We start from the raw sequence: 13,451 nt of genomic DNA on the forward strand, positions 1-13,451 counted from the left end.
CGGCACGCCCGCCGCCGGAGCGGCGCCCACCAGCTGCCGCCCCGCGAACAGCGCCCCGCCCGCCGCGACCAGCGCGAACAGGACGCAGGCGGCCACCATCAGTCCGGTGTGGGCGACGACCTGGCGCCTGGGCACCGCGCCCGGTCGCCTGTCGGCGGCGGCGCGGCGCCACAGCGCCCAGGCGACCAGCGCGCCCAGGGCCGGGGCGAACTGCACGATGGACAGCGCCGCCGCGTCGATGCCCGAGACCGGTTGCAGCGCCAGCATCGCGGCCGAGAACACGAAGGTCGCCAGCACGTAGCCGCCGATGATCATCCAGCGACTGGTCCAGATCGACCGCGCACCGACACCGCTCATCCGAAGGGTCCTCCTGTTGCCCGGGGGTATACGTCGTAAACATACCCGGTAGCCCGGAGCACCCGCCGCTCAGGTGAACAGACAGAAGGGATGCCCGGCGGGATCGAACAGAACCCGGACGTCGTGCTGCGGCTGGAATTCCGCCAGGCGGGCACCGGCGTCGACGGCGTGCCGCACCGCCGCTTCCAATTCGTCCACGTAAATATCGAGATGTTGCGTGGCGTGCTGCCCGCCGGGGCGGCTCGGCCACCGCGGTTCGGTCCACTGTGCCTCGTACTCGAAGTTGAGGGTGGGCCCGTCGCCGCCGCGGATCTGCGCCCACCCCGCCTCGGGCGGCTCCCCCGCCCGCGCGAACTCCTCGGCGGTCACCTCCCGCCCCAGCAGCCGCGCGTAGAAGCGCGCCAGCTCCCGGGGGGCCGGGGCGGTCACGGTCACCGATGTCAGCGTCAGGCGGGGTTGGGCGTCCATTCGTCCAGTTCACCAAATGGCTGCGACACTGGTGGGCATGCCGGAACTTCCCGAGGTGGAGGCGCTCGCCGACTTCCTGCGGCACCGGGCCACCGGGCGCACCGTCACCCGCGTCGACATCGCGTCCATCCCCGTCCTGAAGACCTTCGACCCGCCCGTCACCGCCCTGCACGGCGCCCGCGTCGCCGCGGTGAGCCGCCACGGCAAGTTCATCGACCTCGGCTTCGACACGGGAACCCACCTCATCACGCACCTGGCCCGCGCGGGCTGGCTGCGCTGGAACGACGCCCTCCCCGCCGCCCGGCTGCGCCCCGGCAAGCACCCGCTGGCGGCCCGCGTCGCCTTCGACGACGGCTCCGGGTTCGACCTGTCCGAGGCGGGAACCAAGAAGCGCCTGGCCGTCTACGTGGTCGCCGACGCCTCCGACGTCGACGGCATAGCGACCCTCGGGCCGGACCCGCTGGACGCCGACTTCACCCGCGACACCCTGGCGGGCATCCTGTCGGGCCGCCGCACCCAGATCAAGGGGGTGCTGCGCGACCAGAAGCTCATCGCGGGCATCGGCAACGCCTACTCCGACGAGATCCTCCACGCCGCCAGGATGTCCCCGTTCAAGATCGCCGATTCCCTGGGCGCCGACGACATCGACGTCCTGCACCGGGCCATGATGGACACCCTGCACGCCGCCGTCGACGCCAGCGCGGGCCTGGCCGCCAAGGACCTCAAGGCCCACAAGCACGACTCTTTGCGCGTACACGGCAAGGCGGGCCAGCCCTGCCCCGTGTGCGGCGACACCATCGCGGAGGTGTCCTTCGCCGACTCGGCGTTGCAGTACTGCCCCACCTGCCAGACCGGCGGCAAGAAGCTCGCCGACCGCCGGATGTCCCGGCTGCTCAAATAGCCATAACCGCCCGGACGCCGCGACCAGTTGCCCCACAAGGGACGCGAACGGCATGTCAAGCGCGGCATAGACGTCGCCCGCCTCGGCGGCGGTGTTGTCGGCGAGTATCTCCACCATCAGGCTCGCGTAGTCGGCGACCACCGCCCCGGCCTGGGACAGCCGGAGCAGACCGGTTTCGCGCTTGGTGTCCGAGAAGGTCCCGGACGCGTCGACGGCGACGTACGTGTCGAAGCCGTCGGCGATCGCGGCGATCGCGGGCAGCGCCGCGCACACCTCCACCGACACCCCGGCGACGATGAGCTTGCGGCGGCCGGTGCTCTCCACCGCCCGGCGCACCCGGTCGTCGTGCCAGGCGTTGACGGTGCCGCGGTCGATCACCGTCAGGTCGTCGGGAAGCACCCCGGTCAGTTCGGGGACCAGCGGGCCCCACATGCCCTCGGCCTCGGTGGTGGTCACGACCAGCGGAAGGCCGAGCCGCAGCGCGGCCTTGGCGAGGGCGGCGACGTTGTGGGCGAGTTCGGCGGTGCCCATGTCGCGCACGCCGGTGAAGAGGCCGATCTGGTGGTCGACCAGCAGGACGGCGGCGTTGTCGGCGGTCAGGGGCTCCAAGTGGCGGGTGTTCACGGTGATCTCCTACGCTCGTGAGTTCGACATCGGAAATTTCGATATCGAAATGTACGAGGGAAGCGTATCAAGCAAAAGCCGTGACGTCAAATATTTTGACCTCAAAATGTTTGAGTGGGGCGGTCAGTCCACCGGCACGTCACCCAGCGACACCAGCAGCTTGCGCATCAGCCCGGCCAGCTGCTCCCGCTCCCCGGAATCCAGCGCCTCCAGCATGCGGTCCTCGTTGGCGACGTGGCCGCCGAAGGCCCGCTCCACGAGCTCCAGGCCCTCCGGGGTGAGCGACACCCGGACCTTGCGGCGGTTGTCCGGATCGGTCTGCCGGGTCACGTATCCCTTGGCCACCAAGCGATCCACCCGATTCGTGATCGCCGCCGCCTTGATGTACGAGGTCTTCAGCAGGATCCCCGGCGACACCACGTACGGCGAGCCGTAGCGGCGGATCGTGGCGAGCACGTTGAACTCGCCGTCGTCGATGTCGAACTGCCGAAAGTAGTCGCGGTGGCCCTGTTCCAGCAGCCGCGACGCCCGCTGGATCCGGCCCACCACGCCCATCGGGCCCACGTCGTCGTCTGGCCGCGCCCGCCGCCACAGCCGCTGGACCTCGTCCATCATGTCGCGCGCCGGTTCGGCGCCGCCGGGTTTCGACATCGTCCACCTCTCAAAGTATTCGATGTCGAAACGTTAGCCCTTCGGCCCGGTCAGAACCTCGCGGGCTCGCGATACTCGCCCCACTCGGCGCGCAGGGCGTCGCAGATCTCGCCGAGGGTGGCCTCGGCGCGGGCGGCGTCCATCATGGACGGGATCAGGTTGGTGTCGGTGCGGGCGGCGTCGACCATGCGGGCCAGCGCCGCGTCCACCGCCGCCTGGTCGCGGTCGGTGCGGCGCTGCGACAGCAGGACGTTCTGCTCCTTCTCCACCTCGCCCGAGATCCGCAGGATCTCCAGGTCCTTGGAGACGGTGTCGGTGTGGGTGTTGACGCCGACGATCCGCTTCTCGCCGCGCTCGAGCTGCTGCTGGTAGGTGAAGGCCGCCTCGGCGATACCGGCGGTGAACCAGCCCTCCTCGATGCCGCGCAGGATGCCCGTGGTGACCGGGCCGATGGCGTGGCGGCCCGCGGCCATGGCCTCGCGGGCCGTGTCGCCGGCGGTGTCGCCGTCGGACTCGCCGCCCAGGGACAGGATGCGGGCGAAGATCTCCTCGGCCTCGGCCTCGATGCGGTTGGTGAGGTCCTCGACGTACCAGGAGCCGCCGAGCGGGTCGGCGACGTTGGTGATGCCGGTCTCCTCCATCAGGACGGCCTGGGTGCGCAGCGCGATCTCGGCGGTCTCGTCGGTGGGCAGGGCGAGGGTCTCGTCCAGGGCGTTGGTGTGCAGGGAGTTGGTGCCGCCCAACACCGCCGCCAGCGCCTCCACCGCGGTGCGGACCACGTTGTTGTACGGCTGCTGGGCGGTCAGGGAGACGCCCGCGGTCTGGGTGTGGAAGCGCAGCCACTGGGCGCGCTCGCTGGTGGCGCCGTAGACATCGCGCAGCCAACGGGCCCAGATGCGGCGGGCCGCGCGGAACTTGGCGATCTCCTCGAAGAAGTCGATGTGGGAGTCGAAGAAGAACGACAGGCCGGGCGCGAAGGTGTTGATGTCGAGGCCCCGCGACAGCCCGAGCTCGACGTAGCCGAAGCCGTCGGCGATGGTGAAGGCGAGCTCCTGCGCGGCGGTGGACCCGGCCTCGCGGATGTGGTAGCCCGACACCGACAGCGGCTTGTAGCGCGGGATCTCCTTGGCGCAGTACGACATCAGGTCGCCGATCAGGCGCAGGTGCGGCTCGGGCGGGAACAGCCACTCCTTCTGGGCGATGTACTCCTTGAAGATGTCGGTCTGGAGGGTTCCGTCCAGTTTGGAGATGTCGGCGCCCTGGCGCTCGGCGGCCACCAGGTACATGACGAACACCGGGACCGCGGGCCCCGAGATGGTCATGGAGGTCGTGACGTCGGCCAGCGGGATCCCGCCGAAGAGGATGTCCATGTCGGCCGCCGAATCGATGGCCACGCCGCAGTGGCCGACCTCGCCCAGGGCCTGGGGGTCGTCGGAGTCGCGGCCCATCAGGGTGGGCATGTCGAAGGCCACCGAGAGCCCGCCGCCACCGGAGCGCAGCAGGAGCTTGTAGCGCTCGTTGGTCTGCACGGCGTTGCCGAAGCCCGAAAACTGCCGGATCGTCCAGGTCCGGCCCCGGTACCCGGTCGGGTAGAGGCCGCGGGTGAAGGGGAACTCGCCGGGCCAGCCGATCTGCTCCATGCGCGGGTCGTCGACCCCCTCGGCGGGCCCGTAGGCCGGGGCGAGGTCCATGCCCGACAGGGTGGTGAAGTCGGCGTCGCGCTTGCGGGCGGCGTCGTAGCGTTCCTGCCAGCGCTTTTGTCCCTCGGCGATGTGGTTGGAGTCCACGTGGTTTCCCTTCGCATCGGCGTTGCTGTGGCCATCTTAGGCCGCGAGACTTAACGAAGCTTAGGGCGGCGTGGTGAGCCCGGTCGCGATCGCGGCCATGGTGGCGTGCGGTACCCGGCGGCCGGGCCGAAACACCGCTAACCTGGGTCCGCAAAGGAGAGTGAGCCATGTCTTATCCCGAGCCCAAGTACTTCGGCGCCGACGGCGAGGTCACCGCGACCTACCGGCCGGCGACCGACCCGCCGAACCTGACGATGCGCAACGGCGGCTCCGCCGCCTACCTGGCCACCGGGGCCAGCACGGACGGAAAGTTCGGGCTGTACCAGTGGAACATGGGTCCCGGACGCAGCGGCCCTGACCCGCACTTCCACAAGACCATCTCCGAGTCGTTCTACGTCACCGCGGGAACCGTGAAGATCTACAACGGGACCGAGTGGGTGGACACCAAGCCCGGCGACTTCGTGTACGTGCCCGAGGGCGGCATCCACGGTTTCCGCAACGAATCGGGGGAACCGGCCTCGATGCTCATCCTGTTCGCGCCCGGCGCGCCCCGCGAGGGCTACTTCGAGGGCCTGCTCACCATCGGGGAGCTCAGCGAGTCCGAACGCGAGGAGTTCTTCATCGAGCACGACAACTACTGGCTCTGAAGCTCCCAGCGCACGCCGGAATCGGGGCTGTCGAGCCACACCCACTGGCGGGTCCGCGTGACCGTGTAACCGAAGCGGTCGCGGCCGGGCTCGCCGTGGGCGTGCCAGTCGCCGGCGACCGGCGTCGCCGAGGCCCGGCACAGCTCCGTCCACAGTTGAAGGTCGGCGGGCATGTCGCCGAGCGGGTTGACGCGCGGCGTGTGCCGTACTCCGGCGTCGTGGCGCAGTTCCATGAAGTAGCCCCGCTCGGCGGCGAATCCGCCGACCAGGGTGTCGGCGCCAACGCGCTCGAGCGTGGCCAGGGCGCCGCCGAAGTTCATGGGCGCCAACACCTTCGCGCCCGGCGCCAGCTGGTCCAACCAGGACGGCGGAACGGCGTCCAGCCCGCAGGTGGCGATGACGCGGTCGAAGGGCGCCCGCGCCGGGCAGCCCAGCGCTCCGTCGCCGACGGCGATGTGGGGCCGGAAACCCAGTCGCTCCAGGGTTTTTCGGGCATCGGCGGCCACGTCGGCCTGGAGGTCCATCGTGGTGACGTCGGCGTCGCCGAGGCGGGCGCACAGCAGGGCCGCGTTGTACCCGGGGCCGGTGCCGATCTCCAGGACGCGGCAGCCGTCGGCGACGTCCAGCAGCCGCAGCATGATCGCCACGATGGCCGGCTGTGACACCGAGGACGTGGCCACCCGGACGCCGTCGACCTCGCGAAACCGGGTGACGATCACGCGGTCGGCGTAGGACTGCCGCAGCAGTTGGCGGCGATCCCAGCCCGCGGTGTCCACCGGCTGCCCGTCGTCGTCGATCGAGTCGCCGCCGACGAACACGTGGCGCGGCACCGTCGCGAACGCCTCGACCCACGCGGGATCGTCCAGCCCCTGGCGGCGCATCTTCTCCGCCAGCCGGGCCGCGTGGGGCCTCCAGTCGCCGCCGGTCATGCCCCCAACAATGGCACCCCGGCGCCGCGCGCGGGCGGGCACCGGGGTGAAGGCTCACTGCTTGTCGACGGGCTCCAGGTAACCCAGTTCCATGGACACGATGGACGGCAGAGAGTCGGCGATCTGCGCCCCGATGTCGTCGGCGGACGCGCCGTCCACCGAATCGGGGTTCTCGGCGAACATCGAGCAGCACTCCCACATCGACGCCGTGCGGTACGAGAACGCCCACACCAGGAACGACAGCTGCGGGATGCCCAGCAGGCCCTCGCCGTGCTGGCCGATCCACCGCAGGTCGGGGTTGTCGGGGGCGTTGCTGATGCCGACACCGGTGGGGATCAGGCGATATCCGTTGAGCACGTCGATGGCGGAGTTGCCCCGCAGGTTGCTCTCCACGAGCAGTCCCCGCTGCAACAGGCTGTCCAGCTCGGCGGAGATCTTGGACGCCGAGATCTCGTTGCTGAGATTCTTGATCAACCAGTCCCGATCCACCAGGTGTTCGGCGTGCTGATCGGGATCGCCGTAGGCGCCGTAATACACCTGCCACTGAAGTTCGGTTAGTTGCTCGACCTCGTTGGCCACGTGCACTTCGTAAAAGTCCGGCGCCTCGGCCGGGGGGTCGGCCGGGGGAAAACACGCGCCCAACGGTTTCCCCACCGGAAGAATAGTCAATCCCATAACCGCTCCTTACTCCATTTCGATCGGCCCTGGCATGCCGAGCGTATCCGGACCGTGCCAGTCGCCCTGTGGGCAGCCTATCCGGCCCCGGGCGGCGGACACGAGGCGACGAGCAGCCAAAAAACGGCGCGGAATGGACGACTACCGTCCGTGTCAGCACACGATCGGCTTCACCCAGGAGCACTCCAATCCGTTCGGGGCGTGGCGCTTGGGCTGCGGAATCTTCCCGAGCTCGCGGACGGAGGCGGCGTCGCCCCGCTTATAGGACGCCAGGGTGACGGCGATGGAGTCCTGAATGCCGGTGACGGCGTCGTCGACCAGGTCGTTGAGCACAATGGAGAACACGAGTTGGCGGCCGTCGGCGTCGGTGACGTAGCCGCCCAGCGAGTTCACCCCGGTCATCGAGCCGGTCTTGGCGTGGACGTTGCCCTCCGCCGGGGTGTCGCACATTCGACTGCGCAGGGTGCCGCCGTCGAGGCGGTCGGAGTGGCAGGCGATGGGCAGCGCGTTGTACCAGGTGTCGAACCAGGGCTCGGAGCGCACGCCGACCAGCAGGTCGTTGAATGCCTTGGCGGGTATGAAGTTGCGGCGGGACTCGCCGGAGCCGTCGGCCTGGATCAGGGTCTTGGTGTCGACGCCGTGTTGCGAGGCGTAGGACCTGATCTGCTTCAGGCCCGCGCTCCAGGTGCCCTTGCCGGAGACCTTGCGCCCGATGGCCTTGGCGAGGGTCTCGGCGTGGGAGTTGTTGGACAGCTTGAGGAACGGAACCAGCAGTTTGGACAGTGGCATGGAGTCGTGGGTGGCCAGGCTCTTGGCGCCCGAGGGGGTGGGCTTGCCGAGGCGGGTGTGGCCCGACACGGTGATGCCGTGGTCGCGCAGCGCCGAGCGGAACACGGCGGTGGCGTAGCCGGTGGGTTCCCACACCGCCATCCACTCCTGGTCGGGGTCGGCGCCCACCGGGATCTGTCCGGAGATGACGAAGGTGTTGCCGCCGTGGGTGCGGTCGACGCCGAGCGTGGAGTCGGCGCCCTTGGCGGCCGTGGTGGCGCGGTTGTCGACCTTGAGGTAGCCGCTGGGGGTGCTGAAGGAGACCTTGGGTTTGTCCCCTTCGGAGGCCCCTGGTTTCACGGTCACCACGACGCTTCCGGCGTCGTAATCGTCGTCGGCGGCGATGGTGAGCGCCGAGACCGGGGCGGCGTAGTAGTACGGCTCGTCGTCCCAGGCCCACTCCAGGCCCAGGCGCGTGTCGTCGTAGGCGGTGTCGTCGGCGACCAGGTCGCCGTCGATGCGCTTGATTCCCTTGTCCGCCAGGGACTTGGCCAGCTTGTCGTAGTCGGCGGCCAGCATGGTGGGATCGCCGGTGCCGCGCAGGTAGGCGTCGGCGGCGAGCGTGTGGTGGCGGACGGTCCCGGTGCTGGCCACGTCGGTGGTGAACGTGAAGTCGGGCCCGAGGGTGTCCATCGCGGCGGTGGATGTGAGGGTCTTGGTGAGGGAGGCGGGGATCGCGCGCCCGTCTCCATTGTGGTCGTAGATGACGTCGCCGGTCTTGGCGTCGCTGACCACCACGTCGGCCTGGGAGCCCTGGAGGCTCTGGGCGGCGAGGATCTTGTCGATGGCCTCGCCGAGCGGTCCGTCGTCGTCCTTGGCCGAGGCGGGGGCGGCGGAGGCCACAGCGGCGGCCAACGCCAGGCAGAAGGCCGCGGCGGTGACACGCGTCAATGTCTTCATGCCCGTGATGTTATGGGAACTCCGCGCGTTTGGCGGGGTCCATAATTTCAGGCGTCGACGACCAGGCCGTCCTTGAGGTGGAGGCGGGAGTCGCAGGCCTCGGCGGCCTCGCTGTCGTGGGTGGCCAGCACGACGGCCGCCCCACGTTCGGCCTCGGCGCGCAGCAGGTCCAACACGTGGTCGCGGTTGTCGACGTCGAGGTCGGAGGTCACCTCGTCGGCCAACACGATGGATCCGCGCAGGGCCAGGCCGCGGGCGATGGCCACGCGCTGGCGTTGGCCGCCGGACAGCTCCTCGGCGAGCTGCTCGGTCTGGCCGCCCACGCCGAGCTCGTCCAGCAGCTCGCCGGCGCGCGCGGTGGCGTCGGCGGGTTTCCAGCCGGCCGCCAGCAGCGCCACGGCCACGTTCTCCCGGGCGGTGAGCACCGAGGCGAGGCCGTTGCCCTGCGGAATGAGGACCACGCGGTTGTCGTCGTCGAGGTCGTCGGGCGGTTCTCCTTGCACGGTAACGGTTCCGGAGTCGGGTGCCACGAGCCCGCGGGCCGTCCACAGTAGCGTGGTCTTTCCCGCGCCGGAGGCGCCCGTGACGGCCAGCAGCTCGCCGGGGGCGACGCTGGCGCTGACGCCCCGCAGCGCCACGGTCTTGCGGTATCTCACGGTGATGTCGTCGAAGGTCAGTGCGGTACTCATTGATCGTCCTCTTCGGAGTCTTCGGAGACGCGGTGCAGGGTGACGGAGCCGTCGTCGGCGGCGGTCACGCGCAACAGGGTGCCCGGGGGGAGCTGCTGGGTGATCTCGGGCGGCAGGTGGACGGTGCCGCCGGTGCCCACCACGAGGAAGTCCTCGCCGCGGCGGCCCTCGGCCCCCACCCGGCCGCCCCGGATGGTGACGGTGCGGCCCATCCGGGCCCCGACCTCGGGGTCGTGGGTCACGATCACGACGGTGTGCCCGGCGCCGTGCACCGCCAGGAGGGCGTCCAGCACCTCGTCGCGGGCGTCGGCGTCCAGTTGGGACGTCGGTTCGTCGGCCAGCAGCAGCCCGGCGCCGCCGGACAGGCCGACGGCCACCGCGAGCTTCTGGCGCTGCCCCGGCGACAGCTCGGCGGGCGCGGAGTCGGCGTGGGATTCCAGCCCCACCAACGACAACAGCTCGGTGACCTCGGGCAGGTCGCGGCGCCGGGAGCCGCGGACGCCGCGCCGGGCGAAGCGCAGGTTGTCCCTCGCCGACAGGTACGGCACCAGGTTGCGTTCGGTGCCCTGCAACACCATGCCGATCTGGTGGGACCGCAGGCGTTGCAGCTCTTCGGTCGTGGCCTTGACCAGGTCGTGGTCGCCGACGTGCAGCCGCCCGGCCGAGGGCCGCAACAGCCCGGCCATCAACGACACCAGGGTGGACTTGCCGGACCCGGACGGGCCGACCAGGCCCACCGACTCCCCCGCCGCGATGTCCAGGTCCACACCGGACAGCGCCACGACGTCGTAGCCCTCCAGGCGGTAGATGTAGACCAGCCCGCGGGCGGACACGTTGAGCGGTTCGGTTGCCTTATAGGACATCGGTCAGCTCTCCCCCTCCCGCACCCGGGAGGCCGACGCCCGTCTCAGGTGACCGCGCACGGCGGCGGCGACCACCGCGACGAAGCCCGCGCACAACGCGACGACGACGGCCGCGGCCCACCCGGGCCCGATCCGGTATTCGGCGGCCACGTCGGACGGCGCGATGCTCACCAACCGGATCGACGGCAGGATCAGCCACAGCCCGGCCAGCCCGGAGGCGATCCCCGCCACCGCGGGCATCGCGATCCAGTAGAGATACTCCCTGATGGACGATCGGCGCAGCGTCGACCGCGGCACCCCGGCCACGGCCAGGGAGGCGGTGTCGTAGCCGCGCACCGCGGCCCCGACCACGGAGCTCAGCCACACCGCACCGAGCACCAGCAGCAGCGCGACCGCCGCCACCACGAGGTACAGCAGCAGGGACAGCGCGGGGGCGCCGCGTCCCAGCTGGTCCAGGAAGGCGTCGCGGGAGTCCACCTTGCTCACCACGAGGCCGGAGGCGACGAGGCGCTCCTTCACGTCGGACGGCGCCGACGCGTTCGCCCACACCTCGTAGTGCAGGGTGTCGCGGTCGTCAAGGGCGGTATAGGTTTCGGCGGCCTGCTTGGTGTATCCGAAGTCGACGGCCATGGCGTCGGCGCCGCCGCGCGGCACCGCGGAGACGCGCTCGGCCACCCGGTACGCCTCGAGTTCGTCCTGGGGGCTTTGGGCCATGAACACGCCGTGATGGGACTCCGGCGCCGGTATCCGGCCGGCCAACGCGACCGGCAGCGCCTGCGGCACCGAGGCGTATTCGGCCAGGAAGTCGTGGGCGCTGGCGCTGGAGACGGCGAAGTCGAGTCCGCCGTGGCAGCCGGTGGTGACGTTCACCTTCGCGGGAATGTCGCGGGCGCGGCGCCACGCGTCGCAATCGTCCAGTTTGGCCTCGACGGTCCCCCGGGAGTCGATGATCTCGTTGACGCGCATGGACACCGAGATCTTGTCGAAGTCGCCGGGATAGCGGGAGGCGCCGATGCCGACCAGTCGGCAACCGTGGCCGCATTCGGGCGCCTTGGCGTGGTAGGTGTGGGTGCCGGGGCGCAGCTCGCCCATCCGCACCAGGACGGGGTCGTGCCCGTCGGCGGCGACGCGGGCGGCCAGCTCGACGGGGTAGCTGCCGTTGGCGTGGTGGACCGTCACCTTCGCGGCGATGGAATCGTGCACCGTCAACGGTTTCAGCGCCTTGGGGTGAAGCTCGGCGGCGAGGTCGGCCAGGTCGGCGCCGGAGTGGTCGCGCCACTGGGCGACGGCCGCCAGCCGCTCGGACTGCACCGCGATGGTGGTGAAGCTCCGGTTGTCGTAGCTGTCGAAGCGGCGCATCACCGCCATCAGGCTCTTGCCGTGCGGGTCGAGGGATTCGACGGCGTCGGTGACGTCCTTGCCGTTGGCGCCGGACAGCTCGTACACGGTGTGGGCGCCGATCTCGTCGTCGGCGGTCATGTCGCGGTTGTTGGCGGCGACGTCCCAGGCGCAGGCGCCGAAGGTGACGATGGCCGAGGCCAGGGTCACCAGCACCACCATGCGCCGGGTCTCGGGGCGGCGGGAGACCTGCGCCAGGGCCAGAAGCCGGGTGGTCCTGCCGCGGCGCAGCGCCCGGGGCAGGGCGCGGCGGGCGCCGAATTCCAGGCCGCGGGCGACGATCAGGCCCACCAGCATGGCCAGCACGGGGGTGACCAGCAGGCCCAGCATTCCGGAGTCCGACACGGACAGGACCTGCCAGATGGCCACGATGGACAGCACGGCCAGGGCGCCCTCGGCGGCGCCGACCCGCCAGGTCTGGTGGTGGGGCACCCGCCGCAGCAGCCCCAGCACCGGGCGCCGCAGGGTGCGGCGGGCGGCGATCATGACGGCGGCGACGCTGCCGACCAGGGAGATCCCGGCGTACACCAGCATGTCGGCGCTCGGCGTGACGTCGGAGCCGGGCGCCAGGGCGAGCCAGGCCAGCAGTTGGGCCAGGCCCCAGCCGACGGCCAGGCCCAGGGGCGTGGCGGCCAGGATCAGCGTCACGGCCTCGCCGATGCCGAACCCGGTGACGGAGGCGCCGCGGTGGCCGCGCAGCTTGGCCAGCGCGATCTGGGGGGCGCGTTCCTCGGTGAGGCGGGCGGCCACCAGGTACAGCACGAACCAGCTCAGCAGCATCAGGGGGACGGTCACCATCGGCACCGACGCGGACACCGCGTCGCGGCTCTTGGTGGCCTCCTTCATGATGTTGGTGAAGTTGGTGGACACCTTGATCTTGAGCGGGTCGCCGCCGGGGGCGCTCACCGTGGAGCGGCGGTCGAGTCCGATCAGGTCGTCGGTGATGGACGCCGCGTTGCCCAGCCGCACGCCGGGAATGTCCAGTGAGTACTCGAGCCCGGCGGTGACCTCGACGGTCATCGCCCTCATGTCCCGGAAGTGGGTGACCAGGAGGCCGTCGGCGTAGGTGACGTCGCCCATGTCGGCCAGGGTGAAGGGGGAGTCCATTCCCCAGTAGGCGGACTCCGCGTCGCGCGGCTGGTAGACGCCCGCGATGGTCACCGTGGACGGCGGCGAGCTGCCCTCCTGGTTCTTGTCCGACAGGGTGAAGTGGTCGCCGACGCCGAGGCCCTCGAGCTTGGCGACCCGCTTGGACATCAGGACCTCGCCGGGCTTGGTGGCGCAGCCGCCCTTGAGCATGGTCAGGTGGCCGCACAAGTGCTCGCGGTAGACGACGGAGCTGAACACGTCGATCTTGGCGTGGAGGCTTCCCACCTGGGCCTCGGCGTAGCGGATCGGGTGCTGGTAGACCGACAGCGCCGATCGGGAGCCGACCGCGGCGCCGATCCGGTCGAACAGCGCGCCGGATTTCCACACCGCGGCTCCGCGGCCCGCGCCGGAGATGTCGGCGTGGACGCGGGTCTCGGTCTGGGTGACGGGGGTCTGTCGCAGTTGGTCGGTGATGAGGGACTGGTGGGCGGCGGTGATGTAGGCGGGGGTGAGCACGGCGGTGGTGAAGGCGACGGTGGCCAACAGCAGCACGACGGCCGATCGACCTGGGCGAAAGCGTATTCCGCGCATGATCACGTGGAATATCGACATATATCGCACCGCCCCTCGTCCGGCCAACCCTGC

Annotated in this window: 11 protein-coding genes and 2 pseudogenes; 2 read left to right on the forward strand and 11 right to left on the reverse strand. The window is 70.5% G+C overall.

What is annotated here, in order from left to right; all coding sequences use genetic code 11:
- Nucleotides 1–357 (reverse strand): annotated as a pseudogene (locus VE172_RS17085) (hypothetical protein); the annotation flags it as partial.
- Between the two features lie 69 nt (nt 358–426).
- Nucleotides 427–825, reverse strand: coding sequence for a VOC family protein (locus VE172_RS17090; protein WP_324803153.1), 399 nt, complete (start codon nt 823–825; stop codon nt 427–429).
- 37 nt (nt 826–862) lie between these two features.
- Between VE172_RS17090 and VE172_RS17095 the strand changes: the two genes are divergently transcribed.
- Entirely contained in the window at nt 863–1,726 is an 864-nt protein-coding gene (locus tag VE172_RS17095; protein WP_349258431.1) for an Fpg/Nei family DNA glycosylase, read from the forward strand.
- 186 nt (nt 1,727–1,912) lie between these two features.
- Here the strand turns inward: VE172_RS17095 and VE172_RS17100 are convergent.
- The 3 genes and pseudogenes from VE172_RS17100 to VE172_RS17110 form a co-directional block, all read right to left on the reverse strand.
- Nucleotides 1,913–2,257, reverse strand: a pseudogene (locus VE172_RS17100) (isochorismatase family protein); the annotation flags it as partial.
- 216 nt (nt 2,258–2,473) lie between these two features.
- Nucleotides 2,474–3,001, reverse strand: a complete 528-nt coding sequence (locus VE172_RS17105; RefSeq protein ID WP_324803155.1) for a MarR family winged helix-turn-helix transcriptional regulator — start codon at nt 2,999–3,001, stop codon at nt 2,474–2,476.
- Nucleotides 3,002–3,051: 50 nt separating this feature from the next.
- Nucleotides 3,052–4,788 carry a coenzyme B12-dependent isobutyryl-CoA mutase large subunit gene (locus VE172_RS17110; RefSeq protein WP_324803156.1) on the reverse strand — a complete coding sequence of 579 codons (1,737 nt, stop codon included), beginning with the start codon at nt 4,786–4,788 and terminating at the stop codon, nt 3,052–3,054.
- A gap of 167 nt (nt 4,789–4,955) precedes the next feature.
- Between VE172_RS17110 and VE172_RS17115 the strand changes: the two genes are divergently transcribed.
- Nucleotides 4,956–5,435 (forward strand): cupin domain-containing protein, encoded by a 480-nt coding sequence (locus tag VE172_RS17115; RefSeq protein WP_324803157.1) that lies wholly within the window; start codon nt 4,956–4,958, stop codon nt 5,433–5,435.
- Here the strand turns inward: VE172_RS17115 and VE172_RS17120 are convergent.
- The 6 genes from VE172_RS17120 to VE172_RS17145 all read right to left on the reverse strand — a co-directional run bounded on the left by VE172_RS17120 (nt 5,423) and on the right by VE172_RS17145 (nt 13,397).
- Nucleotides 5,423–6,364 (reverse strand): methyltransferase domain-containing protein, encoded by a 942-nt coding sequence (locus VE172_RS17120; RefSeq protein ID WP_324803158.1) that lies wholly within the window; start codon nt 6,362–6,364, stop codon nt 5,423–5,425. The genes VE172_RS17115 and VE172_RS17120 overlap by 13 nt on opposite strands.
- A 54-nt stretch (nt 6,365–6,418) precedes the next feature.
- Nucleotides 6,419–6,943 (reverse strand): hypothetical protein, encoded by a 525-nt coding sequence (locus VE172_RS17125; RefSeq protein WP_324803159.1) that lies wholly within the window; start codon nt 6,941–6,943, stop codon nt 6,419–6,421.
- A 249-nt stretch (nt 6,944–7,192) separates the two neighbouring features.
- A complete protein-coding gene (gene dacB, locus VE172_RS17130; RefSeq protein WP_324803160.1) occupies nt 7,193–8,767 on the reverse strand; it encodes a D-alanyl-D-alanine carboxypeptidase/D-alanyl-D-alanine endopeptidase in 1,575 nt (524 codons plus the stop codon).
- A 47-nt stretch (nt 8,768–8,814) separates the two neighbouring features.
- The gene (locus VE172_RS17135; protein ID WP_324803161.1) at nt 8,815–9,456 is read right to left on the reverse strand and encodes an ABC transporter ATP-binding protein; all 642 of its coding nucleotides are present in this window, start codon (nt 9,454–9,456) and stop codon (nt 8,815–8,817) included.
- A complete protein-coding gene (locus VE172_RS17140; protein ID WP_324803162.1) occupies nt 9,453–10,319 on the reverse strand; it encodes an ABC transporter ATP-binding protein in 867 nt (288 codons plus the stop codon). The genes VE172_RS17135 and VE172_RS17140 overlap by 4 nt, the downstream gene beginning before the upstream one ends.
- A 3-nt stretch (nt 10,320–10,322) precedes the next feature.
- On the reverse strand, nt 10,323–13,397 hold the full coding sequence (locus VE172_RS17145; RefSeq protein ID WP_324803163.1) for an ABC transporter permease family protein: 3,075 nt from the start codon (nt 13,395–13,397) through the stop codon (nt 10,323–10,325).
- Between the last annotated feature and the right edge of the window lie 54 nt (nt 13,398–13,451).

The organism is Stackebrandtia sp. (assembly GCF_035643755.1).
GTDB lineage: Bacteria > Actinomycetota > Actinomycetes > Mycobacteriales > Micromonosporaceae > Stackebrandtia.